This window comes from Bradyrhizobium sp. UFLA05-125 (assembly GCF_059803515.1).
Genome location: NZ_JBANBJ010000078.1, coordinates 17,556 through 41,882, shown reverse-complemented (window position 1 = coordinate 41,882; position 24,327 = coordinate 17,556). Strand labels below are relative to the sequence as shown.

Here is a 24,327-nt window from a genome sequence, read left to right as displayed (position 1 = left end):
CGGACACATGACTTGCACCCGACCGCAAGCCGAACGCCAGATTCTTCTTGCAACGCGGGCGTCGTCCACACATGACCGATTCCGTTGAAAAAGGCGGCTGTTGCGACTCAGAGATACCAGTGATTCAGTCTGCTTAGTTGGCAGGACTGAAGATCATGATGGGGCATCGGCAAGTCGAACAGGCTGCGTTGTTCTATGAGTTCTCGCTCGAGAAGCATATTCCCGCCGACCACCTGCTTCGGTCGATCGACAGGTTTGTCGACCTCGAAGAGGTCCGGCTGGGCCTGGCGCCTTTCTACAGTAGCATCGGTCGACCTTCGATCGATCCGGAGCTCATGATCCGGATGCTCCTGATCGGTTACTGCTGCGGCATCAGATCGGAGCGGCGCCTGTGCGATGAGGTCCACCTCAATTTGGCCTACCGGTGGTTCTGCCGGCTCGGCCTGAACGGTTCGGTGCCGGATCACTCGACTTTTTCCAAGAACAGGCATGGTCGCTTCCGGGAGAGCGATCTCTTCCGTCGAGTGTTCGAGAGCGTCTTGCGCCGCTGCATCGAGGAACGACTTGTCGGTGGTGAAGGATTTGCGGTCGATGCGAGCTTGATCAAGGCCGATGCCAATCGGCAGAAGGGGATCGAAGGCGACAAGGGTCTTCCACCGGAGGCCGCCGGCCGAGCGATCGATGAGTATCTGGCCGTCCTCGACGATGCCGCTTTCGGAGCAGCGACCGAGGTCACGCCGAAGTTCGTGTCGCCCTCCGACCCAGCGGCGCGCTGGACGGGAGCGCACGGCGGCCAAGCCTTCTTCGCCTACTCGACGAATTACCTGGTCGACGTCGAGAACGCGATTATCGTCGATGTCGAGGCAACCACGGCAATCCGACAGGCGGAGGTGTTGGCCGCCAAGCGCATGATTGAGCGCTCGCTCGACCGGTTCGATCTCTATCCGAGCCGGCTCCTCGGCGACAGCGGCTATGGCTCGGCCGAGATGCTCGGATGGTTGGTCTACGAGCACGGCATCGAGCCACACGTCACAGTGTTCGACAAGTCGGTCCGCACAGACGGGATATTCTCGCGCGAGGACTTCACCTATGACCACGCAGGTGACGTGTATCGCTGTCCTGGCGGCAAGGTACTCACCACGACCGGAGCGCTGGTGAACGATGGCGCCACGATGCTTTACATGGCCAGCAAGCGCGATTGCGATCGGTGCGCACTGAAGTCCCGGTGTTGCCCCAAGCAGCCCTCACGGAGGGTGCCGCGCTCAATCTATGAGGGCGCTCGCGACATGGCCCGCCAGATCGCAAGGTCGTGGGAAGGAGGCACCTCGCGTCGGCTCCGCAAAAAGATCGAGATGCTGTTCGCGCACCTCAAGCGCATTCTCAAGCTCGACCGTCTGCGTTTACGAGGTCCAAACGGTGCTCGTGATGAGTTCACCCTCGCAGCCACCGCCCAGAACCTTCGCAAGATGGCCAAGCTGATCCCAACACAATCCCTCAAACCCGTATAACGGCCGTTGGGCCCCATCGGCGCTGGCGCTAATACATCAGGACTACTGCCGCCTTTTTCAACGGAATCGACCCAAAGCGGACATTGTACGTTTTTGCCATTCGTGGAAAGCTGCGATAGCGGCAGGGCCAGCGCAGTGAATAGCCGCAACGCGGTGTTAGCTTCCGACCGCTCGCCGGGGAGAGGCGGCGCACCGAAGTCGACGGAACGACGCCGCATGACAAAAAGAGACACCCGCCGAGGGGAAAACGCGGCGACGCCAGGCGCTCTTTCCAGCTCCGAGCTACAGGTGCAGGTGACTGAACTCACCGCACAGCGGGCAGCTATCTCGGAGGTGCTGCGCGCCATTGCCTCCTCACCACACGACTTGCAGCCCATATTCCATGCCATCCTCGACAACGCCAATCGCCTCTGCCGGGCAGATGTGGGCTTCGTCCGCCTTGCCGAGGAAGCAGGCCTTCGTCTCGTTGCGCGCACACAGAGCCCCGGCACGTATTCACCGTCAAAGCTAATCGGACCCGGTAGCCTCTATGGTCCCCTCATCGCAAACAAGGCGCCGATCCACGTCCCCGACCTCGCCACGCATGAACTCTATCGCGCGGGAGAGGTTGGCGCAGTGGGTTTGGTTAAGGCGGGCTACCGGACGCTCCTCGTGCTGCCGATGCTAAGAAACGACGAGCTAATCGGAACGATTGGTCTTTCACGGCTGCGCCCAGAGCCCTTTACTCAGAAAGAGATCGAACTGGTCACAGACTTCGCCGCGCAGGCGACCATTGCCTTGGACATTACGCGTCGCGAGCGCCAGTATCGTGAGGTGCAGACCGAGCTGGCTCATGCAAACCGCGTCGCTGTTATCGGGCAACTCACCGCCTCGATTGCCCACGAACTCAGACAGCCCCTCGGTAGCGTTGACGTCAATGGAAGCGCCGGTCTGCGGTGGCTTGCAATGCAGCCGCCTGATCTCAGAGAGGCGAAGCTTTGTTTCGAGAGGGCCGTTGAGAGTGCGCGCCGTGGCGGCGATATCATCAGCGGCTTGATGGACCTTACAAGGAAGCAGCCGATAAAGAAGGAGCCGGTGGATATCAACGAGGCCATCCAAGAGGTGATCGTGTTGACCCATGGCGAGGCCGGGAAACACGGAGTGTCCCTCCGCACGCAACTGGCGCCTCGGTTGGCGCACGTCGAAGGGGATCGTCTCCAACTTCAACAAGTTGTGCTGAACCTGACCGTCAACGCCGTACACGCAATGAGCGCCACTGATGGTGGGCCACGCGAGTTGCTGATCTGCACCGAGAGCATCGAGAGTGAAGGCATTCGCGTTGGCGTCCGGGATACCGGTCCGGGGCTGAGCCCAGAGAGCCTTCCGCATCTCTTTGAACCATTTTACACGACCAAGGCTGGCGGCATGGGTATGGGATTGGTGATCTGCCGCTCGATAGTCGAAGCGCACGGGGGACGGCTGTGGGCCACTCAGTGCGAGCCAAGAGGAGCCCTTTTCCAGTTTGAGATTATTCCTGGCCGTTAAGGCGCAGTCCCGTGATCAAGCAATGTCGGCTATTGGCCCTTCGCGTCATTTACTGCGTCTGCTCAAAAGCGGTCGCTATCGGGACCGAAGCGGACATCGATTGGTAGCGAGCACGCCCGGCTCAGTCGCGAATGACCCAACTCGGAAGTGCTGTCTGCGAATCCCTAGGAGCCACCGCGCACGCTTGGTGGTCATCCGAACGGCGACCCCTCGCCACGAAGACTCGCCTCTAGTGTTCAACGAAGCCGACAGCCCGCGCGCGCTTTTTAGCCGTTGTTCTTGTCCGAGGCCCGGCTGGCAGGCTGTGGCGCTCCAGGCACAGTCTTCCGATAAACATCGAGCGAACGGGCGGCTTGCCGATTCTGCATACGAAAGAGTGGCGGTGCAAAATATGATTATCTCGAGTTGAGTCTCCTAAGCCGGCCGCCTTGGAGATCGCTGTAGGCAAAAAAATATGAAGGGGTGCCAAAATGCGATGGCTTCGATTGGGGTTGGAACCCAGTTTTTCTCGGCGGTATTTTCCTATTGGGGTATTGGCCGCGCTACTCGCGCTTCCCACTCAAACCGCTCGCGCTGATGAAGGCGGCGTCAGCTTTTGGATACCCGGATTCTTTGGCAGCCTCGCGGCTGTCCCAGCGCAGGCCCCGGGATGGTCAGTGACCTCGATCTATTATCATGACTCGGTCTCCGCCGGCGCTGACGTGGCGCGGGCACGCGAGATCACGCTTGGTCGCATTCCCGCGAATCTGAACGTCAACGTGAACGCGAACGTCAATGCGAATGTGAATCTTGGCTTTCTGGCCGGGACCTACACCTTTGCGACGCCGGTGCTGGGTGGTCAGGCCTCTGCCAGCCTGCTAGCGGCCTACGGTTCCAACTCCACGTCGCTGGCGGGATCGCTTGTGGGGACATTGACGACACCGGGCGGCGCTATCCCCTTCTCGCGCTTCGACAGCATCGACAGCTCGATCATTGCATTTGGTGATCTGGTCCCGCAGTTCGCGCTGAAGTGGAATGCCGGTACCAACAACTACATGACCTACATTACCGCCGACCTCCCGGCCGGCGCCTACCAGTCAACCCGCCTTGCGAATTTGGGGATCGGGCACTGGGCAATCGATGCGGGCGGCGGCTACACCTATTTCGATCCAAAGACCGGGCATGAATTTTCGACGGTGCTGGGATTCACATACAACTTCGTCAACCCGGCCACTCAATATCAAAGCGGCGTCGACATGCACCTCGACTGGGGCGCGTCGCAATTTCTGACCAAGCAGTGGCAGGTCGGCCTCGTGGGTTACCTCTATCAGGAGATCGGCTGCGACAGTGGCTCCGGCGATCGCGTCGGCTGCTTCCGGTCGCGGGTGCAGGGCATCGGACCGCAGGTTGGTTACATTTTCCCGGTCGGAGACATGCAGGGCTATCTGAACCTGAAGGCCTACGGTGAATTCGCCAATGCCAATCGCCCAGCAGGCTGGAACCTCTGGCTGACGTTCAATCTTTCGCCCGCGGCGGAAACGCCACCGACATCCTCAAGGCCGAGGTTCACGAAATAGGAGCGCCGGCGCACCAGCACTCTTGCACGCTGAAGTCGGCTTCCCGCTTGGCCAAAGGCTTGACCGCCGCCGGGGTCGGCATAGCCTTCACCACCGCCATCATTGGTCTTTACTGGAACTAGCTCGGTCGGATTTCATCACGCCAGTTTAGTCCAGTATGCCCAAGCAAGTGGGAGAATTGTGCCATGCCGAAGCGCTCTTCCATAGGCAAGCGTCGGAGCAAAGCCTTACCCGCTCTAGGGTTTGCCGCCATGTCTCTCTCGGCGGCAAGCGGTGCGTGCGCCTCAACTAGCGAAGCGTCGGCGAATACATCACCGCCCTCGCAGAAGCACGAACTCTTTCTTGGTGAGGAGGAAATCTCCGACGTTAGTTTGGCGACGTTCCATGTCTTCGACAAGGAAAATGCTGGACCACCACCGCTCTTCCAAAAACCAAGGCTGGCCAGAGGCTGTGGCTGTGCCTGTAGCTGTGCGCCTTGTGCCTACTGGCCGCAAGCTCCGCAGCCTCCAAAGGCAACGCAGCCGACACAGCATCGAAAGAAGAAGCCTCCACACCGCACGAACTAAATAGCGTCCGGCACAGCTGCCTCAGTCAAGCTTTGCGCGACAGGCTTACAACGTCCTAGAGTCCTCACCTTCAAAATTCGCAGGGGTAGAGCGGAAGTCGTCGGTATGCGGTTAGATCGACGCGAATGACCGCAAACCGACATCGTTCGTCCAAGCGACTTATGCGACCCGTTGGTGTCGCTTCATCAATTCGACGTCGCCAGGCTACCAGCTCTTGTTTAGGGTGGCTTTGGCGTCGCGCGCCTGTTGGTCGCTGACGGGCCGCGTGATCAGCCATGCCGAAAAGGCGCCGGTGACAGCCGGCGCCCTCGAAGGTGAGCATATTCAGAAACGCGCTAGCACCGTAACGGAAAAAGATCAAGAAGATCGGGTCCGCCGAGTGCTGCGAAGCCATAACGCCGTCAACTCCCAGCACCGGCGTTTCGCAGTTATCCTAGCGGCCGCGCCACGAAGGCTCGGCTGGCTTGTCTGGATGTCCGCGACCGTCTCTCTACCTCACAATTCAATTTGATCTGCCGAAAATGCATAGCATCGGACGTTCCTCTCCAGCTGAACTCCGGACCACTCGGTAACGTCAAACGGAGGAACCGACCCATGAAAATCGGACGAGCATTGCGGCATGGCCTGTTGGCAGGCGTCGCCGTCACGGCGCTTACGAACGTGCCGGTATACGCGCAACAGCAGAAGCGGCCCAACATCGTCATGTTGATGACAGACGACACTGGCTGGAACGATTTCGGTGCTTATTCGGGAGGCGGCACCGCCCTTGGCCATCCGACCCCGAACGTCGACCGGATCGCCAAGGAAGGCGCGGTGTTCACCAACTGGTACGGGCAAGCAAGTTGCACCGCGGGCCGCGCCTCCTTCATAACCGGGCGCGTCCCGATTCGTACCGCGCTCTCGATCGTAGTCGCTCCAGGCGACGAGAATGCGCTGAAGAAGGAGACGCCCACCATCGCGGAGTTCTTTAAGAAGAACGGTTATGGGACTTACTTCTCCGGTAAATGGCATCTCGGGGACAAGCCGGAGTCTTATCCGATCGAGCACGGCTTCGATGAGATGAAGGCGTTCGGCGCCTACTATCCGGGCGTCTACACCTACGCTGACACATCCCGGTACTTCCATCCCTGGTTCCCGTCGTATAACCCGGAGTTCAAGAAGGCCTACTTCGACGTCGTGAACATGTACGAATGGGAGGGCGTGGCCGGCCAACCAGCTAAGAAGGTCGCCGACATCAGCTACGAATACTTGGCGAACTTCGACGTCCGGCAAGCCGATTACGCGATCGACTACATCAAGAAGCACGCCAAGGACGACAAGCCGTTCTTCGTGGACGTGAACTTCATGCACATGCACAACCCCACTAATCCGGCAACCAGGTTCGCCGGGAAGTCGCGCCTCGGTGACTACTCGGATTCGCTCATGGAACTCGATGACGACATCGGCCGGATCATGGATGCAATCCGCGCGGAGGCGCCAGACACGATCGTCATCGTGACGGCGGACAACGGCGCCTGGCAGGATGCCTACCCCGACGCCGGCACCTCGCCGTTCCGCGGCGAAAAGGGTTCGGCGTTCGAAGGCGGCTGGCGGGTGCCGGGTTTGATGTGGTGGCCCGGACACATCCCGGCCGGCGCGAAGTACGACGAGATGATGTCGCATATCGACTGCTGGGCGACGCTCGCCAAGATGGTCGGTCTCACCCCGCCGCCGCACGGTGCGTGGGTCGATAACAACAACAAACCGATCTACTTCGACAGCATCGACAACAGCGAGTACATCCTCGGGCAGGCCAAGCATTCCGCCCGGAGATCGTGGATCTACATCGATGGCGAAAACTTCATGGGAGCACGCGCCGACGTCGCCGGCGATCCCGAGAACCCCAATCTCTCCATCGCGTGGAAATATTTGTGGACGGCCAAGGATACCTGGCTCGGGTCGGAGCAGAACCTCGGGTCAATCGGCGCGATTTACAACCTCACCATGGACCCGTTCGAGAAATATGACATGACGTTCAACGGCGCCATGTCGGCACGGCTGGCGCAGTCCTCACCGGGCAAATGGTCGGGACAGGACAACGGCTGGGTCCTTGCGCTGATTTCTGCGGTCGTGATGGACTTCAACAAGTCGATTGTTGATTTTCCGAGCATTAAACGGCTCCCCGGTGGCGCCTCGAACGACTGGAGACCCAATCTTCAGCAACCCGACAATCCGGTGCCATTAATCGACATGAAGCATCCGCCACAAGTCAAGGCCAGCGGCGGCTAGTCGAGGCGGGCCCAAGACGGAGCGGGGCGTGCGCAATCGCACGTCCCCGAGTGATCCCGCTGCTCTTGGCGGATGGCTTTCAAGTGATCTCGACGCAAAACCATCTCAACACCGTTGCTGACGACGCGGCCGCAGTTCGGACCTCGTTCGCCCGCGCCAGCGGTCCTGTCGTTCTCGTCGGTCATTCTTACGGTGGCGCTGTCATCACGGCAGCCGGGACTGACAGCCGGGTGGCAGCGCTCGTTTATATATGCGCGTTTGCACCGGAGGACGGCGACACAGTGCTTGTCGACCAAAACAAGTACCCGGCCACGCCGATTTTCCAGCACGTCGAAGTGACAGACGGGCGCATATGGCTTCGTCCATCCGGCGTTCCCGAATTTGCAGGCGACCTGCCGGCACCCGAGCAGCAACTGGTTTGGGCTACGCAAATGGCACCACTGGCTGATCTTTTCGGTCAACCCGTTCCGGGTGCCGCCTGGAAACACAAGCCGACATCTTACATTGTCGGTTCTGAGGATCGGACCATACAGCCCGAGCTGGAGCGCTTCCTGGCCAAGCGCATGAACGCCAAGGTTACCGAACTTGCATCAAGTCACGTGCCGATGCTTTCCCAGCCTCGGCGCGTGTATGAAGTTATTCGGGACGCAGCCGGCAACATCCAGCGACGGGCCGCATAGCAACGGCGAAGCCCTTGCTCTTGGCGTCCATGCTTCGCGACGTTTCCGTTGAGGAAGTCGTCGAGTTCGATGCTGCTTGTGAACGTCAGCTATTGTTGGCCCTCAGCAGTAGTTGGCGAAGCGTGGCGCCATGTCCGTAGTTGGTGCAAAACCGGAGCGTTCAGAGCGAAGGGAATGACCCAGGGCGGTCATGGACCAATGCAGTGAAATGGTCGTAACGCTGCGATAGCGGCGGGGCCAGCCTAGCGAAAGCCGCAACGCCGTGTTAGCTTCCGGCTGTCGCCATGGAACTCGACTGAATGATGCCGCATGACCAAAGGGGACGCCCGTGCGCCAGATCCTCTCTCCCGCTCGGAGCTGCAGGAGCGGGTAACTGAACTCCGGGGGCAGGTAACTGAACTCGCCGCACAGCGGACAGCTATCTCGGCAGTGCTGCGCGCCATTGCCTCCTCACCAAACGACTTGCAGCCCATATTCCAAGCCATCCTGGACAACGCCGCACGCGTGTGCCGGGCCGACGCGGGTGGCTTCCGGCTCGTCGAGGAAGCCGGCCTTCGTCTCGTTGCCCATAAAGGCTTGGTGTTAAAGCAGTATCCACCGCCAATGCTTCTGGAATACAGCAGCTTTATAGGTCGCTTCACCGCAAGCAAGTCGCCGGTCCACATCCCCGACTTAGCCGCACATGAAGTCTATCGAGCGGGCGAGGCCTATCTAGTGGCTTTGGTCAAAGCGGGCTTTCGGACGGGCCTTTACGTGCCAATGCTGAGAAACGACGAGCTAATCGGAGTGCTTAGTATTGGGCGGCGGCGCGTAGAGCCCTTTACGGAGAAAGAGATCGAACTGGTCACAGATTTTGCCGCGGAGGCGACCGTTGCCTTGGAGATTACCCGCCGCGAGCGTCAGTATCGTGAGGTGCAGACCGAACTGGCTCACGCAAACCGTGTCGCCGTTGTCGGACAACTCACTGCCTCGATTGCCCACGAACTCAGACAGCCGCTCACTGCCGTCAAGGGCAACGGAGACGCCGGTCTGCGGTGGCTTGCGATGCAGCCGCCTGATCTTGAGGAGGCGAAGCTTTCGCTAGAACGGGTCATTAACGATGCATGCCGAGGCAGCGATATCATCACCGGCCTGATGGATCTTGCCAAGAAGCAGCCGCCAAGGAAGGAGCCGGTGGATATCAATGAGGCCATCCAGGAGGTGACCGTATTGACCCACGGCGAGGCCTTGAAACACGGGGTGTCGCTGCGGGCACAACTGGCACCTGAGTTGCGGCATGTCGAGGCGGACCGGATTCAGATTCAACAGGTCGTGTTGAACCTGACCATCAATGCCATTCAGGCAATGAGTGCCGTGGATGGTGGACCACGCGAGTTGCTGATCAGCACCGAGGGCATCGTCGGCGAGGGCGTCCGCGTTGGCGTCCGGGATACCGGTCCGGGGCTGAGCCCAGAGAACCTTCCACGTCTCTTTGACCCATTTTACACGACGAAGGCTGGCGGCGTCGGTATGGGATTGGCAATCTGCCGCTCAATTATCGAAGCGCATGGTGGACGGCTGTGGGCGACTGCGTGCGAGCCAAGGGGGGCTCTCTTCCAGTTTGAGATTCCTGCACGTCAAGGCGCAGTCTTGTGATCAGGTGATGTCGCCTGTTGGCCCATCGCGTCATTTCGCCGCTTCGCAGCAACCGCGTCATTTTAGGAGCAAAGCGGACATGACGAGATTGGAGTGGACCCCTCGGTACGAAAAAACAACCGGCGTCCGTTAACCGGGGCCGGTTGATCCAAGTCTCTGTGCTAGATGAAACCACGGCCTCGACCCGAGAGCGCCGGGCTCTGGCGTCGAGCTGTGCTGCGATCAAGCGCAGGCCCGGACTTAGCCGTCAACGTAAATTTCTGGCGAGCCACGCATTCCAGTCGAGCGTCGGATCGGCGATGCGCTGCTGTTTGAAGCGGCTGGCCAGGCCCTGGCGCGCTGCTTTCGATAGCTGCCGGTAGAGAAAGCGAAGCTCGACCACAGTCTCGCGACGGTTACGTTTGGTCAGATTGCTGTCCGCCTCGCGGCGCTTCATCTTTCCGATCAATCCAATCGGCCCAGCGGGTGCAAGACGCTCTCCGCGTAGGAGCGCAGTCGCCTGCTTCTCCAGTTCTTTGCGCTTCTGGTGCTGGGTGATTGTCATTCGGGCAACCGATGGGCCCGCTCGCCGTCGCGCGATAGATGGGCGGGATTTTTTGCGGCGTCAACGTAAATCTTCATCAGCTAGTCGGACATTTTTCGGCTGGTTCTTGTCCGACGCTTCCAAGCAGCGGGAAAATGTCCGGCAACAGATGTTCGCTGCAATCGAGAACGTCCAACGTAATCAGCTGCTTGGTAACAGCCTTGCGCAGCCGCGCCCTCGCTTCAGCGTAGCTCATCCCCGCTCCGGTTTTTTTCGCATCGAGACGCCAGGCCCGATAGGCAGCGTTGAACCAGGCAAGCTCGCCGGTCGCGTTCGCCGCATCGATCACCTCCTGGACATGCCTGACCGCCGATTTCACGCGCGACATCGCTGCGTCGTGATTGGTCAGCGGGATATGCCAGGAGCGAGCGACTGCCTCGATCTGCCGCGCTGCGACTTCGGCGCGCACAGCGAGCCGACCGTCCTGGTCATGCGGCAGCACGCTGTCAACCTCAGCCGCGATTGCCTCGGCGGTGTCGCGGTCCTTGACCCAGTAGGCGCGCGAGATTTCCGACCGTAGCCATTTCCCCTGCATTGCGTGCAAGGTCAGATTGAGATCGCGGGTTGCGTCGACGATGCACGGCTCCCCAATCGGGCTGGTGCCTATATAGACCGCCGCCACGCCGAAGATGATCAGATACTCACGCTCCGCACCGTGAGGGATTTCAAATTCCATTAGGCACTCTCAGAACACCGGGACCAGCCTCTTGCGCAACTCGCGAGCGATGATCTCGCAGCCCTGGTCGTGGCGCTGCCGCCAAGTGTCCGCATAGCCGCCGCGCTTGGCCGCGACCCACCCCGCATCGCGATCCAGGGCGTGAGCCAACGCCACGGCATTCACGGCCGAGACCAGGTGCGCGAGCCGCCCGAGGTACTGGGCGGGCCAACAGATCGCCGCTTCCATGCGGGTCACATCGCGAAGCGACGGCAGCAGCCTGGTGCGGTTCTGCATCTGCTGCGTCCGCTCCAGCTCGCCCTGCTTGTGCTGCTCGACGAGGTCCTCGAACTCGTAGACGTAGGGCGGCCAGCCAGGCCGATGGCCGCAGACCCCAGGCATGGGCAGCAGCCGCAGGGTCTGCATCGCCTCGCACAGCCGCTTGCCGACATGGGGCCCATCCCAGATCGATGGCGCGTCGTCGTCGAGGACAATGTCCCCCAGCGGGTTGAAACTCATCGCCTCGCGCCGGATCAGCATGCAACTCATTTTCCAAGCCTCCCTTTCGGTGCATAGAGATCGCGCACGCGGCGCTCACCGTACTGCTGCCGCCGCCGCTCCTGTCGCTGGGCGTCCTTCAGCGACAATCGGCGGTGCTCCATCCGGTGACACGGGGCGCAGAGCGCTTCGAGATCGTCGTCGCGCTCGCAGAACAGTCGCTCGTAGGTCTTGTGATGAACCTCCTGCGCCGGACGCCCGCAGCGTTCGCAAAAGCCGCGCGCCCGACGCATTGCTGCGCCTGCTTTTGCCCGCCATTCCGGTGGATTGCAGGTATTCGGCGTAATCCATCATTCGTCCTCGCTGGACATCGCTGCCTGCTTCGGCTTCTTCGTTTGCAGATTGCAGGTTGTGTACCGGCCGCAGTCGGACTGAAATTCCAGGCCGAACTTCGTCGCGAAGCCCAGCTCATCGAAGCGCGCTTTCTTGTGATGAAGCTCGGCGTAGTACTCGCAGTTGCCTGCATCGTTGAACAGACGCGGCCGATGCACCACGAAACCCTGATCGACCATGTTGTCCCAGTGCTTTGAGCCATGGATGTGTTCAAGCTCGGGGGGATCGCTGCGACGGTAGCCGTCGCTCGCCTTCGCCGGATGCGCGATGATCTGCACATGGCAGTCGAGATCGACAGCGAAGCTGTACAGCTCGCGCAAACAACGGCCGATGTAGTCGGTCTCGCTCTCGCCGCGCTCGCGGCTTGCTTCAAGCCTGTTCCACGGATCGATCTGGAGGATTTTTGCGCCGTAGCGCCGCACGGCGACTTCCGCATTCATTAGCAACCACTGCAACGTCGGGCGACGTTCGGGATGCTGCAAGAACAGGTAGTGGTCCTCGATCCACCTGTCGGCGGCGGCGATCTCGTTGGCGTTAGCGTCCAAGGACTTTTCAAGCCTGCGCGCATGCAGCGTCCGCAGTTGCCGTCGCAGATGCGGCTTCGGACGGGTCTCGAAACTGGCGATGCAGGCGACGAGACCGTACCTTGCGATGGTCTGATACCAGAGCTGCGTCCACAGCGTGGTCTTGCCCATACCAGGATGGCCGGTCACGACCGACAGCGTACCGGCCGCGACATGGCAGCGATTTTTCCAGTCATCGAAGCCAAGGTGCCAGACCGTCATCGGCGGCGGGTCCGGAAGGTCGCTCATGCGGAACAGGCCATCGACAGGCCACGGCATGGGCGCGTGGAGAACCTTGTCGCGCAGGTCCGTCGCGCCGTCGCTGCGCAGGAAGTCGTTCGCGTCCTTCGTGCCCTCCGGCCACTCGATGAAGAAAAAATTCGAGAAGCCGAACAGTTGCGCCATCATTGCACGGAGCTTCAATCCGGCTTCGTCCTGGTCGCCGCACCAAACGATCTTCTTCGCTTTGGCCACGCCCTGCTGCTGCGCGTCGAGAACGTACTCGTAGGAGCCGCCGTTCGCTGCGGGCGCGGCCAGCACCTGATCAGCAGGCAAGCCCGCTTCCACCAGCGCACAGGCATCAAGCTCGCCCTCGACGATGTAAACCACTGTCATCGGGCCAGCGAGCACGGCCTCGATATTCCAGAACGTCAGCGTCGTGCCCTTGCGCGAGGTGAACGCTTTTTCGGGATAGGCTCGCGCCTTCCAGCCCTCCGGGTATCGGAAGAACAGCGCATCACTGCGCCGGTTCAGGTCGGGAAAAAACACGTTGCCGGATGCGACGGGCATCTTGCGCAAAGTCTCGACGCTGATCCCGCGCTCGACGCGCATCCACTCGATTGCCTGTTCGGACAGCCGGGTCTGCATAACCTGCAAATCCGCAGTGGTGGCATTTGAAAATGAAACCATCGCCGATGCTCGCTTCCTTCACGGAGAGACACTTTTGGTGCTTGTGATGCTTCCGGTGATCGCTGCACACCGGACATCGATACTTTCCGGGCTTAGTCGCACCCGTTCGGGCCAAGATGACCGCCGCTTCCGTTGGGCTCGGCTTGCCGTGCATTTGCTTCCTTCTCCATCCTCCGTTGTGCTTCCCTTCCGCGGTAGGCGGCCACGCGTGCAGCGTGGGCGTCGCGCTCCTTCAGCTTTTCGTTGAACGCAGCCTTCGTCGCCTGATCGGGCTTCAGCGAGGACGATGCGCTGCGCTGCAGGTTCTCGCGCTGCTTTTTGCGGAGAAACGCCAGCAGGGCCTGCTTGCGCTCGCTCGGCGCGATCTCCTTCAGCCAGGAGCGACAAGCGTTACGCACGATTGCGCGCACCGATTTGATTGTTGTGATTTCGCGTTCCAGTTCGGCGAATTCGTCAGCGAGGATCAGGACCGATCCGTCGTCGGACATGAAGTCGTAGTCCGACAGGACGCGCTTGCGATCCTGGGCGGCCTCGGGCTCGGTCTGTCGGTTGAGGGAAACAAACCCAAGCGAAGCGTCATCTTCTTCTTTCTTATCTTCTCTACTCTCTTCTTCTCTTCTCTTATGGTGTTGCTGATCGAACAGTGGACTTGACGGCTGGTCGTTATCTTTCAGAGAGTTATCATGCTGACCGCCGTTCAACCTCTTGCGAACCCCGGCACTAGCCTTGCCCCCTTTGGCCGAGGTCAGGCGGTGGTTGTGGACACGTTGAAGCTCGGTTGCAGCGCGGTCGTTCGAAAGTCGGCCGTCGATCAGGGACAGCTTTCCGGCGTCGAGCAGGGTCTTGAGGTTCTTCCGGAAAGCGAGGATGTGCTGGTTACAGCGACCTGCGATGCCTTGCTCGTGCAGCGCGATGGGCCCATTGTTCAAATAGATCAGCTGGCAGACGACGTGATAGGCGCGGTACGGACCATCATCGAGGCCTTCCGTGCCGTCCATCCAATCCGGGATGTTGTGCATGTACCATTCGACCATCACGCAATCCTCCGTCGAAAAAGTGGAGAGGCCTGCAGAGCGAGCTTGGGATCGAGGATTGACGCCTGGAAGTGCCAGAGCGCGAGCGCGTCGGCGGCGTTGTCGTCGGCCGGGGCCCAGCCGAGCCGATGGCAGGCGCTGATCGTCAGCGCCTTGGCCTGGTCGCGCTTGTGGCGGTTCGAGCCGATGAAGTGGGAGCGCACATCCGACACGCGCGCCTCCCGCACGTCGTAGCCGCCGCGTGTGCAGGCCAGCTCCTCGACCACCGCGCAAAGGCCGCTCAACCTCCGCATGATGTCGGCGGTCGTTCGGCCAGCCATCTGCTGCGGCGTCATTGGCGCTTCGAAGACGATCAGCTTGATGTCGGGCTCGATGTTGAGCAGATCGTCCAGCAACTGTCGGCAAGCGGAAAAGAGCGCTCCCATGCTCGCGCCCTCACGCGCCGGGCGGAACGATCCCGAGCGGGGCGCTTCGTCGTTCGGATAGCCGAGCGCCCAGCCAGTGCGCGCCGCCAGATCGAGAGCCAGGATGCGCGGCGAGTAGGTCATGAGAAATAGACCTCGCTCGACGCGATCAAGAGCGGCGGATGCGGCGGGAATGACCGGACATCAAACCATTTGAAGTGCGTGCCGTCGCCGTTGCTGCCATCGCCGTGGCGCAGCTCGGTCCCGTTCCGCGCCTCGCGGATCAACGCCGCGCGAAAAGCCGCGAGATCAATCAACCACCAAGGCGAAATCTCCAGCCCCTCGGGGCTGGCTGCGTGCCCGTAGAAGAACCAGTCGCCCCATCCGTTGATGATCTTCGACAGCTCAGTTTCGGTGCCGGTATCGCGCTGACACCTCAGGGTGAACTGATGCGGGTACCGCTCGGCATAGCCAAATGCACGCACACGGACGCCGATGCGAATATCGCGCCCGAGCACGGTCATCAAATCGGCGGCCTGCTTCTGGTCGATGAAGTCGGGAGTCGCGTCGAGCAGGTAAGGCGAGATCAGCCGCTTGACCTCGGGCAGGAAGCGGTCCGATGTCTGGCGGTCGGTTTCATACGGCATCCGCGACCTCCGGGAATTTGGAGATCTCTTTGCCGAACTGGGCAAAGCCGGAATGAGCCTCGCGGGCAAACACATCCAGCCGCGACCCCCCCGTCACTCGCGCAATCAGCTCATAGAACTCCGCTGGCTTGCGCGAGTGCTCGCGGCGCGGCCACGAGTTGCAAACGTTGAAGTCCTTCGTGTCGGTGAAGACCGGCGTGCCCCTGCGGGCATAGACGATGAACTCAGCGTTGTATTGCGGCAGATCGTGCGGCTGGAAGCCTCCGGGTTTGTGCCAGACCATCGTCAAGACGTAACGCAGGTCCCATTTTTCGAGGAGCGCCAGCGTTGCGGGCAGAAACTTCTCGGTGGTCCAGCAAAGGACGTGGCAGTCGTCCTTCAGGTGCGGTGCGATCTCGCTGGGCCAAAAGGCCTCGATCTGCTCCAGCGTCATCACGTCATAGTCAAAGGCGTCCTGGTTCGGCCGCTCGTTGCGGTCGATCTTCTGCATTGGCCAGGGCGGATCGATCACGACGACATCGAACGGCCCGGTCTCGGAAAAGACCGCCGTCAGCGCCGCCTGGCGCTTTTCGGCCTTCGCATTTTTGCGCGATGCCGCGAGCAACGCGGCGGGTGTGACCGCTTTGTCAGCCGCCTTAAGATCGGCCGTCAGCGCGGCGCGCTCGTCTTCGCCCATGTCGGCGAGCTTTTCCGCCCGGAGCAGGCGCTTCTTGTCGATCCCGAGTTCTAAGACGGTGGGGGCCGAGTCACGCGGGTCCACATAGGTCCCGCGTGGCCCGGTTTTCTTCCCGCCTGCGCGAGCACCCTTCGCCTTGCCGACCTTCTTCCGTTCCTCGCCAATCTTGACTTCGGCTTCGACCCAGACTTCGCCAGCGCGGTCGGCAACCGCCTTCACCGGCTTGAACATGCGCTGATAGCCAGCAGCCGCGTTCGCAGCTGCCTCGATGATATCGATGGAAGGTGCGTTCCTGATCTCGGCCGCCAGATGATCGAGTTCAGCCAGCGCCTTCTGCGCGGATGGGAAGAGTGCGAACTCGGTCGCGCGAGGGCCTGCAACGATGCTGTGCATGGACCGCCCCCCAATCAGTGAGCGGTGGCGCTTGCATCACCCATCATGGCGGCGGCCCGCCAGAGCGGCAGGTCCTTGACGCCTTCGGCAGTCGCCAGCATCGACAACGTCAGCTGCTGGTCGGCCTCAAGCTCCTCGTAAATCCTGCGGTTCTTCGCCTCGTTGAGCCTGATCTTGACCAGCGACCGCAGCTCCTTCTGCGGGATGCCGCGTGCCTTGGCTTCGGTGTAGACGTTGCTGATGCTCTCGCGGATGCTGCGGCAGGTCTTCATGAACGTGCCGCGCTCGCTCGCAAGGTCGGCGTGGTAGCCGTCGATCTTCCCCAGGAGTCCCTGCACGACTTCAGGTTCGAAATCGTTGGTCGTGTTCGCTGCTTTCGCCATCGGTGTCCCTTTGCGTTTTGCGGGGCCTCGGTGAAGCGGGAGGATCACCGGGCCGCGCTACTAATGGGGACCTCCTGGCCTGGTGGCGGTGAACGCGCGCCGATGCTTGGCGCACCAGGGCGAGCCGTTAGCCTTCGTCTGGCCGCAGAACAGCGCGAGGCCGTCCGTGCCGCGCTGATCGAGCACGGCGCGGCAGTGAAACCACTTCGCCTTGAGGAACGGCACGGGCTCGCCTGGACGTGCTACCGGCTTCGCCCTGGGGCGCAGCGGCACGACCTTGGACCTGATCGGCTGCTTCGCGGTCTTCGGCTTGCGCTGCGTGCGCGACAGCCCGAGGCGATGGACCTTGCCGATGACGGAATTGCGCGACGTGTGCAGGGCATCTGCGATGAGGGCCGCTGAGCTACCTTGCATCCACATCGCGCGAAGAACCTGTTCGGACTCGGGGTTGTCCCAGACGCTGAACCGCATCCGCAATTCATCATCCCTGATGATGCCTCGTGTCACGAGGAAATTTGCGCGCACCTAAAAAAAACGGGTCTGGCTCAACTTACAGGTAGCAGCGACGAGCGGCACTGACTCAGTGGTGCGTAGTTGTTACGTGTTGCAACACGCCGCGCAAAACTTTCCGGGTCTGCGCTGCGTCGAGCTGTTGACAGTCCAATATGCGAGATTGACAATCGATCACATCAGGCGGGCGCAAAGAGCAGCAAATCAACCATCGCCCCTCATGATCTCGAAACCACGGTGTCATCGCCTGCCGTGTAGCAGGTGACCCGCTTCCAAATCATCGCACTCTGCCGCCCTTGGCTCGCGCCAAGGTCGTCACTGCTTTGCGCCGGAGGTTCGTGTCGTCATGCAGTCTATCCAGTGGGACGGAAGCCAGATCACCACGCCCGGAATTTACCGTGGCATCCCGCTCGCCGATTATCATCGCCCTGATCTGTGCGTCGAGGTGAGCGTCTCGTCGTCCATTTTTCGGACGATCATCAACAAGTCGCCCAAGCACGCCTTCGACAAGTCGCAGCTCAATCCGGCTTACTCGCCCGATGACGAGCAGAACGAGTCGCTGTCGCTGGGCCGTTTCCTGCACAGCGCGGTCGCTGGCGAACCGTTCGAGCACGACTGCGTGCTGCGGCCTGCCACGGTTGGCGGCGTTGCGTACCAGGGCAACAGGAAGGAATGGCGCGACTGGAAGGCAGCCCAGATCGCAGCGGGCAAATTCATCATGTCGCCCGAGATGGTCGAGCACGCCAAGGGCATGATCATGACGCTCGGCAATTTTCCTCTCGTGCAGCAGGGGATGCTCAACGGTGCCCCCGAGCGGTCGCTGATCTGGCGCGACCCGCGCGGCTTCTGGAAGAAGGCGCGGCCGGACCAGATGCCGAACGACAGCGGCGATTTCGTCGACCTCAAGACGACCCGCTCGGTGCTCTATCGCGACACGCAGCGCTCGATCATCGACTATGGCTACCACCAGCAGGGCGCGATGGTGCTGGAAGGTGCCCGCGCGCTGGGCCTGCCCGCGAACTCGTTCACGCTGCTCTGGGTCGAGAGCAAGCCGCCTTATTGCGTGCGCGCCCAGACACTGAAGGAGGAGGACCTGGCGCGCGGCCATGCGCTCAACGAGCTGGCCGCGAAGATGTTCTGGGACTGCTACCGCAGCGGCGTGTGGCCTGGTCCTGGCGATGATCGGCCCGATGCCGAGTACGTCGATCTGCCCGACTGGTACCGGAAGTCGGTCGATGATCGCATCAAGTTCGAATTGCGGGAGGCTGCGTGATGACCGACGAGACTGTCACCACCGAAGCCCCGCATTCGCCGCCGCCCCAGCAGCACGCGCAAGCCCAGCCCCAGCGCGTCACTCGCGGTGACCTTGCACGCGGCGACGCCGAAAAGGTCGTCAGCGAACGCACGGAAGCCGTGACGCTGTTCAAGGGCGGCGGCGTCGATTACGCCAACCTGCGCGACATGGTCGATGCGGCCAAGCTGCTGTCCGCTGCCGGACCGATGATGCCGCCCTGGCTGCAGGGCAACGTCGGCGGAATGTTCGGCATCTGCATGAAGGCGCAGGAGCTGGATATCTCGCCGCTCTCGCTGGCGGGCTGGACCTACACCGTCGAGCAGTGGATCAACGGTCAGAAGGTCGAGCGCGTCGCTTACGAGAGCCAGTTCTTCCACGCGATCATCGAGCAGCGCGCCCCGATCACGACGCGCTTGCAGGTGGACTACGAGGGCGAAGGCGACAAGCGCCGCTGCCGGGTCTGGGCAACCTTCAAGGGCGAGAAGGAGCCGCGCTATTTCCCGCCGCTCGACGCCGATCCCGACCAGTTCACGCTCGGCAAGCTGCACCCCGGCCACAACGACAAGGGCAAGGTCAAGGGCTCGCCGCTCTGGGACAAGAAGCCCGATCTGCAGCTCTTTTACAACATGAGCCGCGACTGGGCGCGCATGTACTGCCCCGACATCATCGCTGGCATGTATGGCCGCGATGAGATGGAGGATGCCGGGTTCACCGTTGCCTCCGACGCCGCCAAGGACGTTTCGCCCCGTTTGGCGCAGCGCTTGAGCGGCAATGCTCCCCCGATTGGCCAGGCGGCCATCGCCGCCATCGACGCGCACGCCGCGACGCACGCGCCGAAGCCCAAGCCGCCGAAATCTGAGACCGAAGCACCTTCTGCACCTGCCGCCGACGCTGCGGGTGATCGACCGACCAGTGATGCGTAACGGGGAGTGACTGGGAATGGATAGGTTTGTTATCGACGCCTGCTGTGCCGAGCTGCTGAGCGAACGCCTGTGGGTTACTCGGAAGGTTCTCCACGCTGTTGGTGGCCAGCACAGCATGCTGGCAATGCCGTTCGCGGCTGACGGTGATCGCTATCGCAGAATGTTCGCCGAGTTCAAGGCGATCACCGGGACGCGCCCGTACCTGAACCACTGCACCATCGCATGTACGGTTGGCGCGCAGCATTTCGGCGTCACGGTCGCTGATCTGCAGACAAGACCCAATCGGGACATCGTCGCGACGCGGCAGAAGATCATGGCCTTCACGCGGGTCGTGACCGGGGCTGGCTATCACCAGATCGCCCGCGTCTTCAACATCGATCACAGCGCCGTCATCCGCGCCTGCGAGCGGCACGAGGATTTCATCCGCCAGGCCCTGGCTCGCAAGACCGAGGCCGAGTGATGCGGAAGGTGGTGCGCGATGCCATTGCCGCCATCCGCGACGCGGGCGGTTCGAACGTCCGCGTCTCCGAAGCCGGGAGGCACACGCGCATCCACTTCACCGGTCCGGACGGGAAACGATCCCTCGTGCTGCTCCATCGCGGCAGCGTCGTGAGCCGTTGGTTTCCGACGCAGGTCCGCTCTCAAATTCGAAGGAAGCTCGCGACATGAGTGCCAACCATCTTCGTCTTCTGATGCTGTTCGCCAACTTCGCCGTCTGGATCGTGCTGCTCTACGTCGCCGAGCTGCTCTGGACGCTGATCCGCTGAAAAAAGGAGTGACCATGAACCTCGCTAACGAAATTTCCTCGCTTGAGACCGAGCTGCAGTCCTTGCGCGCCGAGAACGAGGTGCTCAAGAGCAACAAGGCGATCATCGAGTTCGAGAACGACAGCCTGCGCCGCCAGGTCACCAAGGTGAACGCCGAGCGCGACAACCTGATGCGGCGCTCCGAGGCGATCAAGAGCCTGCTCGATCAGATCGGCGGCAGCCTGATGCTCGGCCTGCGCAAATTCCACGATAACGAGCGCGACGTTGCGGCAGCGCAGCTCATCGCCGAGACCGGTGAGATGCCGATGTTCCTGGCCCAGGCGCGCGGCAACGGCCACGCCGAGGCTGACCAGACCGAGCACTGATCATGAGCCGACCCAGCGACCTCGAAATTGCACAGGCGATCTGCTGCGGCGAGCACTGCCGCAGCGAGACGGCGCATTGCCATGCGGGCGATCACTTCGCCGAAGCCTATCGCGTTCGCAAGTTGCTGGATCGTCACTCCCCTGGGTCCGGTGGAGCTACGGAGGCGGCGTCTCGCACAGCGCCGTCGCGCGGCGAGGATATGAGCCAACGACCCGCGCCCCAGACCAAGCGCAAGCGGAGGGCTCGGGCATGATCGCGCGCCGCGCTCTCCTGCAATGCCTGGCCGCGACCCTGGCTTCGCCGGTCCTGGCCGACGACGAGGACTTCGATGCGATGTGGACGCGCCGCATCGTTGGCGATGCCGGGGTAGCTCAGCCGGTAGAGCGGCGGATCGAAAATCCGCGCGTCGGTGGTTCGAACCCATCCCCCGGCACCAATCGGCATGTGCGGCTCGCCCGTGATCCGGTCTGCGGCAAGCGCGGACGCCGCTACTTCCACATTGGCCGCCATCTGTCCTGGAGGTGCCGCCGTGCCGGTTGATGAAAACAAGATCGCCGACAACGTCTGCAGGCTGATCGAAACATTCCATCAGGCCAGCGAGGACATGGATTGCGACAGCGAGGGCGCGGCGCTGGCCTATCTGGTCGCCGAGTACGTCGCCTGCTTCGCGCCTTCGCACCAGCAGGAGATGCACGGGCTTTTCGACCGGTGCGTCGCCGACGAAATCAAACAGATCAACGCCTACCTGCATCGCCAGAAGGGAGCGCACTGATGATGTCCGCCGCGAAAGCGAACGCCAAACCGCGCGCCGAACGCAAGAAGCGCGAGCAGCAGCAGGTGGTCAAGCCCGACCTGCTTGCCTACTCGGTCCCTGAATTCTGTCGGGCGTTCCGCATCTCCGAGCGCCACTACCTCAATCTGCGATACGCGGGCAAAGCCCCCACCGAGATGCGTGTCGGTCGCAGGGTCTTGATCTCCGTCGAGAGCGCGCAGGCCTGGGTCAAGGCGCGCGAGCTGGAGGGGACCTGATGATCACCGCCGTCGACAAGCTGCGCTGCGTGCTGCGCGAGATCGGCTACCGCAAGCACGTCTATCGGCGGCGCGTCGCGGACGGCTTCATGAACGAGGCCCAGGCGAAGCGCGAGATCGAGCTGATGGAGGCCATTGCCCTCGATTACCACGCGATGGCCGCAGCCGAAGCGCCGCAGGCCGAGATGTTCACCGAAAAGGAGCGGCCCTGATGGAGGCGACGATCACCATCGACGGGCACAAGCTGACCGAAGGACAGGCCATGGCGGTCCGCGTCGCCATCACCGCGTTCCTGCTGGAGCTGAAGCACGACAAGAAGTTCGCGGACGGCCTCGGCGTGATCGGCATCGCCTACCAGGCGCGGCTGAACGAGGTCATGCACATCATCCTCAACGAAGCGTCTTAACCAACGCGCAAAAAAGGAGAGAAGACTATGCGTATTCCCAAGGGGGCCGATATCCAGCTGAAGACCGAGAACGACGCGCTCGAATTGCACATCACTGCAGCGATCACCACCAAGGCGCAGGCGAACGACCTGATCTCCTGCATCCGCCAGGTTGCCGGTGCGCTGGAGAGCGAGCGCCGGGTGCGCAAGCCGAAGATCGCCGAGGCGGCGTGATGGTTTGGCGGTGGCGTGTTTCGGCCTTCTATGGCATCGACGACCCCGACAACGGGAGGCGGCGCGGCATGTGCGCGATCGCGACGACGCACGCCACCGAACCCAGCCTGATGGTCGAGCTGGCGGCTTTCCGCCAGCGCCCCGACATCGGCTGGGTCGATATCGTTGACCTTCAAACCAGCGAACAGCGTCGGGGATACATGCGATGACGGACCGCCGCATCTTGCCGCTGCGCCGCCGCGCCGAGACCTTCGAGATCAGCTTCGGCGGCCTCAATCGTGGCTATGCCGTCACGTTGGGCTTCTACGACGATGGCGTGCCCGGCGAGGTCTCCATCTCGGGTGGCAGGTCCGGCGAGGCCGTCGAGGCTATCGCACGTGATGGTGCGGTCCTGTTGTCCCTCGCGCTGCAGTACGGCGCGCAGATCGAGAACATGGCGAGCGCCATCACCCGCGATAGCCAGGGGCAGCCGTTATCGATCATCGGCGCAGTGATCGACCGCCTGCTGCCGGAAGCGAGGGAAGGATGAGTAACGTCGCCTCGACCGTCTTTGAACACACCAGCGTCCCCTACGGCGAGGACGGCAGGCTGGTCCGTGGCATCATCGCGAGATGCGGCGCGCCTAACTGCGAGGCCGCCGTTCCGCTCCCGGTGAACCTGATGGCAAACGGTCGCGGCATGGACAGCAACATCGAGTGGCAGTTCATCGCTCGCAAGCTGGAGCAGAAGGGCTGGCGCATCGGCAAGACCGCGACGGCACACCGCTGTCCGAAGTGCTTCAGCGCGGCGAAGTTTTCAGCAATCCGAAAATCTGGGGAGAAACCCGTGGTGAACAAGACCGAGCAGCCGCTGCAGGTGGTGCAGGAGAACGCCAGGGTGATGACGCGCGAGGATCGGCGCATCATTTTCGAGAAGCTGAACGATGTCTATATCGATGGCAAGGTCGGCTACGGGCGCGGCTGGACCGACGAGAAGGTCGCCCTCGATCTCGGCGTGCCGCGCGCCTGGGTGAAGCTGCTTCGAGAAGAGAACTTCGGCGACGAAGTCGGCAACGAGGAAATCCACGAGCAGCTCGCAGAAGCGAAGACCGCGCTCGCCGAAATGCGTAAGCTGGAGCCCGACATGCGGCGGCTGCTGGCACTCGCCGACAAAATCGAGAAGTCGCTGGCCGAAATCCAGAAGGTGCTGAAGTGACCGAACCGAGCGAACTGGAGAACCTGCGGGCCGAGCTTGCGGCTGCCAAAGAACAGGCAGCCGAGCTGCAGGACATTTTCGATCTGCAGTGGGAGGCCGACATGCGGGCAGTCCGCCGCTGGCGCGCGGCGAACCCCGGCAACGAGCTGGTGCTGCCGGATCGCGCCAACCTGGTCATCTGGTTGCTCGGGCTCGTCGAGCGGTCAGCGCCTCCGCGCGGCAGCTGCGACGGCGAGCGCTGCTTCTGCGGCGAGCCCGCCGCGCACAAGGTCGAGGAAGTGGTCTTCGCCGACGATCCGCAGCCGATCAGGCATCCCCTGACGAGCTACGTTTGCCGCGAGCACTTCCGCCAGATCATGTGACCGGCAGCACCATGACCTTCCGAGTCATCAACCTGACCAGGGGTGAGATAGTGGCCGAGCTGCACCGGGCCGATCAGGCCATGCAGCTAGCCGACGCCCTGGCCGCAGACTGCCAGTACCAGGAGCAGTTCGCCGTGGTCGAACTGGTGACGATTTACGAAACATCGAGGCCGCTCAAGTCGAGTTGAGGAGTGAACGATGGCTGACAATCTCTGCCCCTGCGGGTCCGGCAAGCAGTCGTGGTGGGAGCACGACGCTCGCGGCATTCCGCTGTGCCGGGTCTGCGACAAGTGCAGGAAGGAGAAGCTCGGCCGCTATCGGCCCGATGTGCTGACCGACCCGAATTACTGGACCGACGAGCCCGTCGAAGAGGATTGATGAGGCGGCG

At 61.9% G+C, this 24,327-nt stretch carries 33 protein-coding genes and 1 tRNA gene; 23 read left to right on the top strand and 11 right to left on the bottom strand.

Annotated elements, in window-relative coordinates; all coding sequences use genetic code 11:
- Positions 1–155 precede the first annotated feature (155 nt).
- The 6 genes from SO156_RS38525 (at position 156) to SO156_RS38500 (ending at position 9,737) form a co-directional block, all read left to right on the top strand.
- Positions 156–1,508, top strand: a complete 1,353-nt coding sequence (locus SO156_RS38525; protein ID WP_498538411.1) for a transposase — start codon at positions 156–158, stop codon at positions 1,506–1,508.
- A 216-nt stretch (positions 1,509–1,724) separates the two neighbouring features.
- Positions 1,725–3,032, top strand: coding sequence for a sensor histidine kinase (locus tag SO156_RS38520; RefSeq protein WP_458148055.1), 1,308 nt, complete (start codon positions 1,725–1,727; stop codon positions 3,030–3,032).
- A 533-nt stretch (positions 3,033–3,565) separates the two neighbouring features.
- Positions 3,566–4,588 carry a SphA family protein gene (locus SO156_RS38515; RefSeq protein WP_498538410.1) on the top strand — a complete coding sequence of 341 codons (1,023 nt, stop codon included), beginning with the start codon at positions 3,566–3,568 and terminating at the stop codon, positions 4,586–4,588.
- Positions 4,589–5,748: 1,160 nt separating this feature from the next.
- Entirely contained in the window at positions 5,749–7,422 is a 1,674-nt protein-coding gene (locus tag SO156_RS38510) for an arylsulfatase (RefSeq protein WP_498538409.1), read from the top strand.
- A 50-nt stretch (positions 7,423–7,472) separates the two neighbouring features.
- On the top strand, positions 7,473–8,102 hold the full coding sequence (locus tag SO156_RS38505) for an alpha/beta hydrolase (RefSeq protein WP_458148058.1): 630 nt from the start codon (positions 7,473–7,475) through the stop codon (positions 8,100–8,102).
- Between the two features lie 309 nt (positions 8,103–8,411).
- The gene (locus SO156_RS38500; protein WP_498538408.1) at positions 8,412–9,737 is read left to right on the top strand and encodes a sensor histidine kinase; all 1,326 of its coding nucleotides are present in this window, start codon (positions 8,412–8,414) and stop codon (positions 9,735–9,737) included.
- A gap of 247 nt (positions 9,738–9,984) precedes the next feature.
- Here SO156_RS38500 and SO156_RS38495 read toward each other — a convergent pair whose 3' ends face one another.
- The 11 genes from SO156_RS38495 to SO156_RS38445 all read right to left on the bottom strand — a co-directional run bounded on the left by SO156_RS38495 (position 9,985) and on the right by SO156_RS38445 (position 17,346).
- Positions 9,985–10,281 (bottom strand): hypothetical protein, encoded by a 297-nt coding sequence (locus SO156_RS38495; RefSeq protein WP_498538407.1) that lies wholly within the window; start codon positions 10,279–10,281, stop codon positions 9,985–9,987.
- A 76-nt stretch (positions 10,282–10,357) separates the two neighbouring features.
- A complete protein-coding gene (locus tag SO156_RS38490) occupies positions 10,358–10,996 on the bottom strand; it encodes a hypothetical protein (RefSeq protein ID WP_458148061.1) in 639 nt (212 codons plus the stop codon).
- A gap of 9 nt (positions 10,997–11,005) precedes the next feature.
- Positions 11,006–11,515 carry a hypothetical protein gene (locus tag SO156_RS38485; RefSeq protein ID WP_458148062.1) on the bottom strand — a complete coding sequence of 170 codons (510 nt, stop codon included), beginning with the start codon at positions 11,513–11,515 and terminating at the stop codon, positions 11,006–11,008.
- Positions 11,516–11,520: 5 nt separating this feature from the next.
- A complete protein-coding gene (locus SO156_RS38480; protein WP_458148063.1) occupies positions 11,521–11,766 on the bottom strand; it encodes an HNH endonuclease in 246 nt (81 codons plus the stop codon).
- Positions 11,767–11,823: 57 nt separating this feature from the next.
- On the bottom strand, positions 11,824–13,338 hold the full coding sequence (locus SO156_RS38475) for an AAA family ATPase (protein WP_458148064.1): 1,515 nt from the start codon (positions 13,336–13,338) through the stop codon (positions 11,824–11,826).
- 92 nt (positions 13,339–13,430) lie between these two features.
- A complete protein-coding gene (locus tag SO156_RS38470) occupies positions 13,431–14,372 on the bottom strand; it encodes a DUF1376 domain-containing protein (RefSeq protein WP_458148135.1) in 942 nt (313 codons plus the stop codon).
- The gene (locus tag SO156_RS38465; RefSeq protein WP_498538406.1) at positions 14,372–14,920 is read right to left on the bottom strand and encodes a hypothetical protein; all 549 of its coding nucleotides are present in this window, start codon (positions 14,918–14,920) and stop codon (positions 14,372–14,374) included. Before SO156_RS38465 ends, SO156_RS38470 begins: the two co-directional genes overlap by 1 nt.
- A complete protein-coding gene (locus tag SO156_RS38460) occupies positions 14,917–15,423 on the bottom strand; it encodes a hypothetical protein (protein ID WP_458148066.1) in 507 nt (168 codons plus the stop codon). The genes SO156_RS38465 and SO156_RS38460 overlap by 4 nt, the downstream gene beginning before the upstream one ends.
- Complete coding sequence (locus SO156_RS38455) at positions 15,413–16,492, bottom strand: MT-A70 family methyltransferase (protein WP_458148067.1); 1,080 nt, start codon at positions 16,490–16,492, stop codon at positions 15,413–15,415. The genes SO156_RS38460 and SO156_RS38455 overlap by 11 nt, the downstream gene beginning before the upstream one ends.
- A gap of 14 nt (positions 16,493–16,506) precedes the next feature.
- Positions 16,507–16,875, bottom strand: coding sequence for a GapR family DNA-binding domain-containing protein (locus SO156_RS38450; RefSeq protein WP_498538405.1), 369 nt, complete (start codon positions 16,873–16,875; stop codon positions 16,507–16,509).
- A 60-nt stretch (positions 16,876–16,935) separates the two neighbouring features.
- A complete protein-coding gene (locus tag SO156_RS38445) occupies positions 16,936–17,346 on the bottom strand; it encodes a GcrA family cell cycle regulator (protein WP_498538404.1) in 411 nt (136 codons plus the stop codon).
- Between the two features lie 385 nt (positions 17,347–17,731).
- Between SO156_RS38445 and SO156_RS38440 the strand changes: the two genes are divergently transcribed.
- From SO156_RS38440 to SO156_RS38360, 17 genes are all read left to right on the top strand, one after another.
- Positions 17,732–18,658, top strand: a complete 927-nt coding sequence (locus SO156_RS38440) for a PD-(D/E)XK nuclease-like domain-containing protein (protein ID WP_498538403.1) — start codon at positions 17,732–17,734, stop codon at positions 18,656–18,658.
- Positions 18,658–19,602 carry a recombinase RecT gene (locus SO156_RS38435; protein ID WP_458148071.1) on the top strand — a complete coding sequence of 315 codons (945 nt, stop codon included), beginning with the start codon at positions 18,658–18,660 and terminating at the stop codon, positions 19,600–19,602. Before SO156_RS38440 ends, SO156_RS38435 begins: the two co-directional genes overlap by 1 nt.
- Positions 19,603–19,618: 16 nt before the next feature.
- Positions 19,619–20,062: a helix-turn-helix domain-containing protein gene (locus tag SO156_RS38430; RefSeq protein WP_458148072.1), complete on the top strand. Its 444-nt coding sequence runs from the start codon at positions 19,619–19,621 to the stop codon at positions 20,060–20,062.
- The gene (locus SO156_RS38425; RefSeq protein WP_458148073.1) at positions 20,062–20,271 is read left to right on the top strand and encodes a hypothetical protein; all 210 of its coding nucleotides are present in this window, start codon (positions 20,062–20,064) and stop codon (positions 20,269–20,271) included. The genes SO156_RS38430 and SO156_RS38425 overlap by 1 nt, the downstream gene beginning before the upstream one ends.
- 112 nt (positions 20,272–20,383) lie before the next feature.
- The gene (locus SO156_RS38420) at positions 20,384–20,734 is read left to right on the top strand and encodes a hypothetical protein (RefSeq protein ID WP_458148074.1); all 351 of its coding nucleotides are present in this window, start codon (positions 20,384–20,386) and stop codon (positions 20,732–20,734) included.
- Positions 20,735–21,095: 361 nt separating this feature from the next.
- Positions 21,096–21,171: transfer RNA gene (locus SO156_RS38415), tRNA-Phe, on the top strand.
- A gap of 93 nt (positions 21,172–21,264) precedes the next feature.
- Positions 21,265–21,507, top strand: coding sequence for a hypothetical protein (locus SO156_RS38410; protein WP_458148076.1), 243 nt, complete (start codon positions 21,265–21,267; stop codon positions 21,505–21,507).
- Entirely contained in the window at positions 21,507–21,764 is a 258-nt protein-coding gene (locus SO156_RS38405; protein ID WP_458148077.1) for a hypothetical protein, read from the top strand. Before SO156_RS38410 ends, SO156_RS38405 begins: the two co-directional genes overlap by 1 nt.
- Complete coding sequence (locus SO156_RS38400; protein WP_458148078.1) at positions 21,764–21,976, top strand: hypothetical protein; 213 nt, start codon at positions 21,764–21,766, stop codon at positions 21,974–21,976. Before SO156_RS38405 ends, SO156_RS38400 begins: the two co-directional genes overlap by 1 nt.
- The gene (locus SO156_RS38395; protein ID WP_458148079.1) at positions 21,976–22,170 is read left to right on the top strand and encodes a hypothetical protein; all 195 of its coding nucleotides are present in this window, start codon (positions 21,976–21,978) and stop codon (positions 22,168–22,170) included. The genes SO156_RS38400 and SO156_RS38395 overlap by 1 nt, the downstream gene beginning before the upstream one ends.
- Positions 22,171–22,197: 27 nt before the next feature.
- Entirely contained in the window at positions 22,198–22,383 is a 186-nt protein-coding gene (locus tag SO156_RS38390; RefSeq protein WP_439372962.1) for a hypothetical protein, read from the top strand.
- A gap of 68 nt (positions 22,384–22,451) precedes the next feature.
- Positions 22,452–22,592 (top strand): hypothetical protein, encoded by a 141-nt coding sequence (locus tag SO156_RS38385; protein ID WP_458148080.1) that lies wholly within the window; start codon positions 22,452–22,454, stop codon positions 22,590–22,592.
- Positions 22,589–22,912, top strand: coding sequence for a TSCPD domain-containing protein (locus tag SO156_RS38380; protein ID WP_458148081.1), 324 nt, complete (start codon positions 22,589–22,591; stop codon positions 22,910–22,912). The genes SO156_RS38385 and SO156_RS38380 overlap by 4 nt, the downstream gene beginning before the upstream one ends.
- Positions 22,909–23,577 (top strand): hypothetical protein, encoded by a 669-nt coding sequence (locus SO156_RS38375; RefSeq protein ID WP_458148082.1) that lies wholly within the window; start codon positions 22,909–22,911, stop codon positions 23,575–23,577. Before SO156_RS38380 ends, SO156_RS38375 begins: the two co-directional genes overlap by 4 nt.
- Entirely contained in the window at positions 23,574–23,939 is a 366-nt protein-coding gene (locus SO156_RS38370) for a hypothetical protein (RefSeq protein WP_498538402.1), read from the top strand. Before SO156_RS38375 ends, SO156_RS38370 begins: the two co-directional genes overlap by 4 nt.
- Complete coding sequence (locus tag SO156_RS38365) at positions 23,936–24,127, top strand: hypothetical protein (protein WP_458148084.1); 192 nt, start codon at positions 23,936–23,938, stop codon at positions 24,125–24,127. Before SO156_RS38370 ends, SO156_RS38365 begins: the two co-directional genes overlap by 4 nt.
- A gap of 10 nt (positions 24,128–24,137) precedes the next feature.
- Complete coding sequence (locus SO156_RS38360) at positions 24,138–24,317, top strand: hypothetical protein (protein WP_458148085.1); 180 nt, start codon at positions 24,138–24,140, stop codon at positions 24,315–24,317.
- Positions 24,318–24,327 lie beyond the last annotated feature (10 nt).

What these genes read in the sequence shown, in the direction of transcription:
- SO156_RS38525 (WP_498538411.1), top strand. Translation starts at nt 156, where the DNA reads ATGATGGGGCATCGGCAAGTCGAACAGGCTGCGTTGTTCTATGAGTTC.
- SO156_RS38520 (WP_458148055.1), top strand. Translation starts at nt 1,725, where the DNA reads ATGACAAAAAGAGACACCCGCCGAGGGGAAAACGCGGCGACGCCAGGC.
- SO156_RS38510 (WP_498538409.1), top strand. Translation starts at nt 5,749, where the DNA reads ATGAAAATCGGACGAGCATTGCGGCATGGCCTGTTGGCAGGCGTCGCC.
- SO156_RS38500 (WP_498538408.1), top strand. Translation starts at nt 8,412, where the DNA reads ATGACCAAAGGGGACGCCCGTGCGCCAGATCCTCTCTCCCGCTCGGAG.
- SO156_RS38495 (WP_498538407.1), bottom strand. Translation starts at nt 10,281, where the DNA reads ATGACAATCACCCAGCACCAGAAGCGCAAAGAACTGGAGAAGCAGGCG.
- SO156_RS38490 (WP_458148061.1), bottom strand. Translation starts at nt 10,996, where the DNA reads ATGGAATTTGAAATCCCTCACGGTGCGGAGCGTGAGTATCTGATCATC.
- SO156_RS38485 (WP_458148062.1), bottom strand. Translation starts at nt 11,515, where the DNA reads ATGCTGATCCGGCGCGAGGCGATGAGTTTCAACCCGCTGGGGGACATT.
- SO156_RS38480 (WP_458148063.1), bottom strand. Translation starts at nt 11,766, where the DNA reads ATGCGTCGGGCGCGCGGCTTTTGCGAACGCTGCGGGCGTCCGGCGCAG.
- SO156_RS38475 (WP_458148064.1), bottom strand. Translation starts at nt 13,338, where the DNA reads ATGGTTTCATTTTCAAATGCCACCACTGCGGATTTGCAGGTTATGCAG.
- SO156_RS38470 (WP_458148135.1), bottom strand. Translation starts at nt 14,372, where the DNA reads ATGGTCGAATGGTACATGCACAACATCCCGGATTGGATGGACGGCACG.
- SO156_RS38465 (WP_498538406.1), bottom strand. Translation starts at nt 14,920, where the DNA reads ATGACCTACTCGCCGCGCATCCTGGCTCTCGATCTGGCGGCGCGCACT.
- SO156_RS38460 (WP_458148066.1), bottom strand. Translation starts at nt 15,423, where the DNA reads ATGCCGTATGAAACCGACCGCCAGACATCGGACCGCTTCCTGCCCGAG.
- SO156_RS38455 (WP_458148067.1), bottom strand. Translation starts at nt 16,492, where the DNA reads ATGCACAGCATCGTTGCAGGCCCTCGCGCGACCGAGTTCGCACTCTTC.
- SO156_RS38450 (WP_498538405.1), bottom strand. Translation starts at nt 16,875, where the DNA reads ATGGCGAAAGCAGCGAACACGACCAACGATTTCGAACCTGAAGTCGTG.
- SO156_RS38445 (WP_498538404.1), bottom strand. Translation starts at nt 17,346, where the DNA reads ATGCGGTTCAGCGTCTGGGACAACCCCGAGTCCGAACAGGTTCTTCGC.
- SO156_RS38440 (WP_498538403.1), top strand. Translation starts at nt 17,732, where the DNA reads ATGCAGTCTATCCAGTGGGACGGAAGCCAGATCACCACGCCCGGAATT.
- SO156_RS38435 (WP_458148071.1), top strand. Translation starts at nt 18,658, where the DNA reads ATGACCGACGAGACTGTCACCACCGAAGCCCCGCATTCGCCGCCGCCC.
- SO156_RS38430 (WP_458148072.1), top strand. Translation starts at nt 19,619, where the DNA reads ATGGATAGGTTTGTTATCGACGCCTGCTGTGCCGAGCTGCTGAGCGAA.
- SO156_RS38425 (WP_458148073.1), top strand. Translation starts at nt 20,062, where the DNA reads ATGCGGAAGGTGGTGCGCGATGCCATTGCCGCCATCCGCGACGCGGGC.
- SO156_RS38420 (WP_458148074.1), top strand. Translation starts at nt 20,384, where the DNA reads ATGAACCTCGCTAACGAAATTTCCTCGCTTGAGACCGAGCTGCAGTCC.
- SO156_RS38405 (WP_458148077.1), top strand. Translation starts at nt 21,507, where the DNA reads ATGATGTCCGCCGCGAAAGCGAACGCCAAACCGCGCGCCGAACGCAAG.
- SO156_RS38400 (WP_458148078.1), top strand. Translation starts at nt 21,764, where the DNA reads ATGATCACCGCCGTCGACAAGCTGCGCTGCGTGCTGCGCGAGATCGGC.
- SO156_RS38395 (WP_458148079.1), top strand. Translation starts at nt 21,976, where the DNA reads ATGGAGGCGACGATCACCATCGACGGGCACAAGCTGACCGAAGGACAG.
- SO156_RS38390 (WP_439372962.1), top strand. Translation starts at nt 22,198, where the DNA reads ATGCGTATTCCCAAGGGGGCCGATATCCAGCTGAAGACCGAGAACGAC.
- SO156_RS38385 (WP_458148080.1), top strand. Translation starts at nt 22,452, where the DNA reads ATGTGCGCGATCGCGACGACGCACGCCACCGAACCCAGCCTGATGGTC.
- SO156_RS38380 (WP_458148081.1), top strand. Translation starts at nt 22,589, where the DNA reads ATGACGGACCGCCGCATCTTGCCGCTGCGCCGCCGCGCCGAGACCTTC.
- SO156_RS38375 (WP_458148082.1), top strand. Translation starts at nt 22,909, where the DNA reads ATGAGTAACGTCGCCTCGACCGTCTTTGAACACACCAGCGTCCCCTAC.
- SO156_RS38360 (WP_458148085.1), top strand. Translation starts at nt 24,138, where the DNA reads ATGGCTGACAATCTCTGCCCCTGCGGGTCCGGCAAGCAGTCGTGGTGG.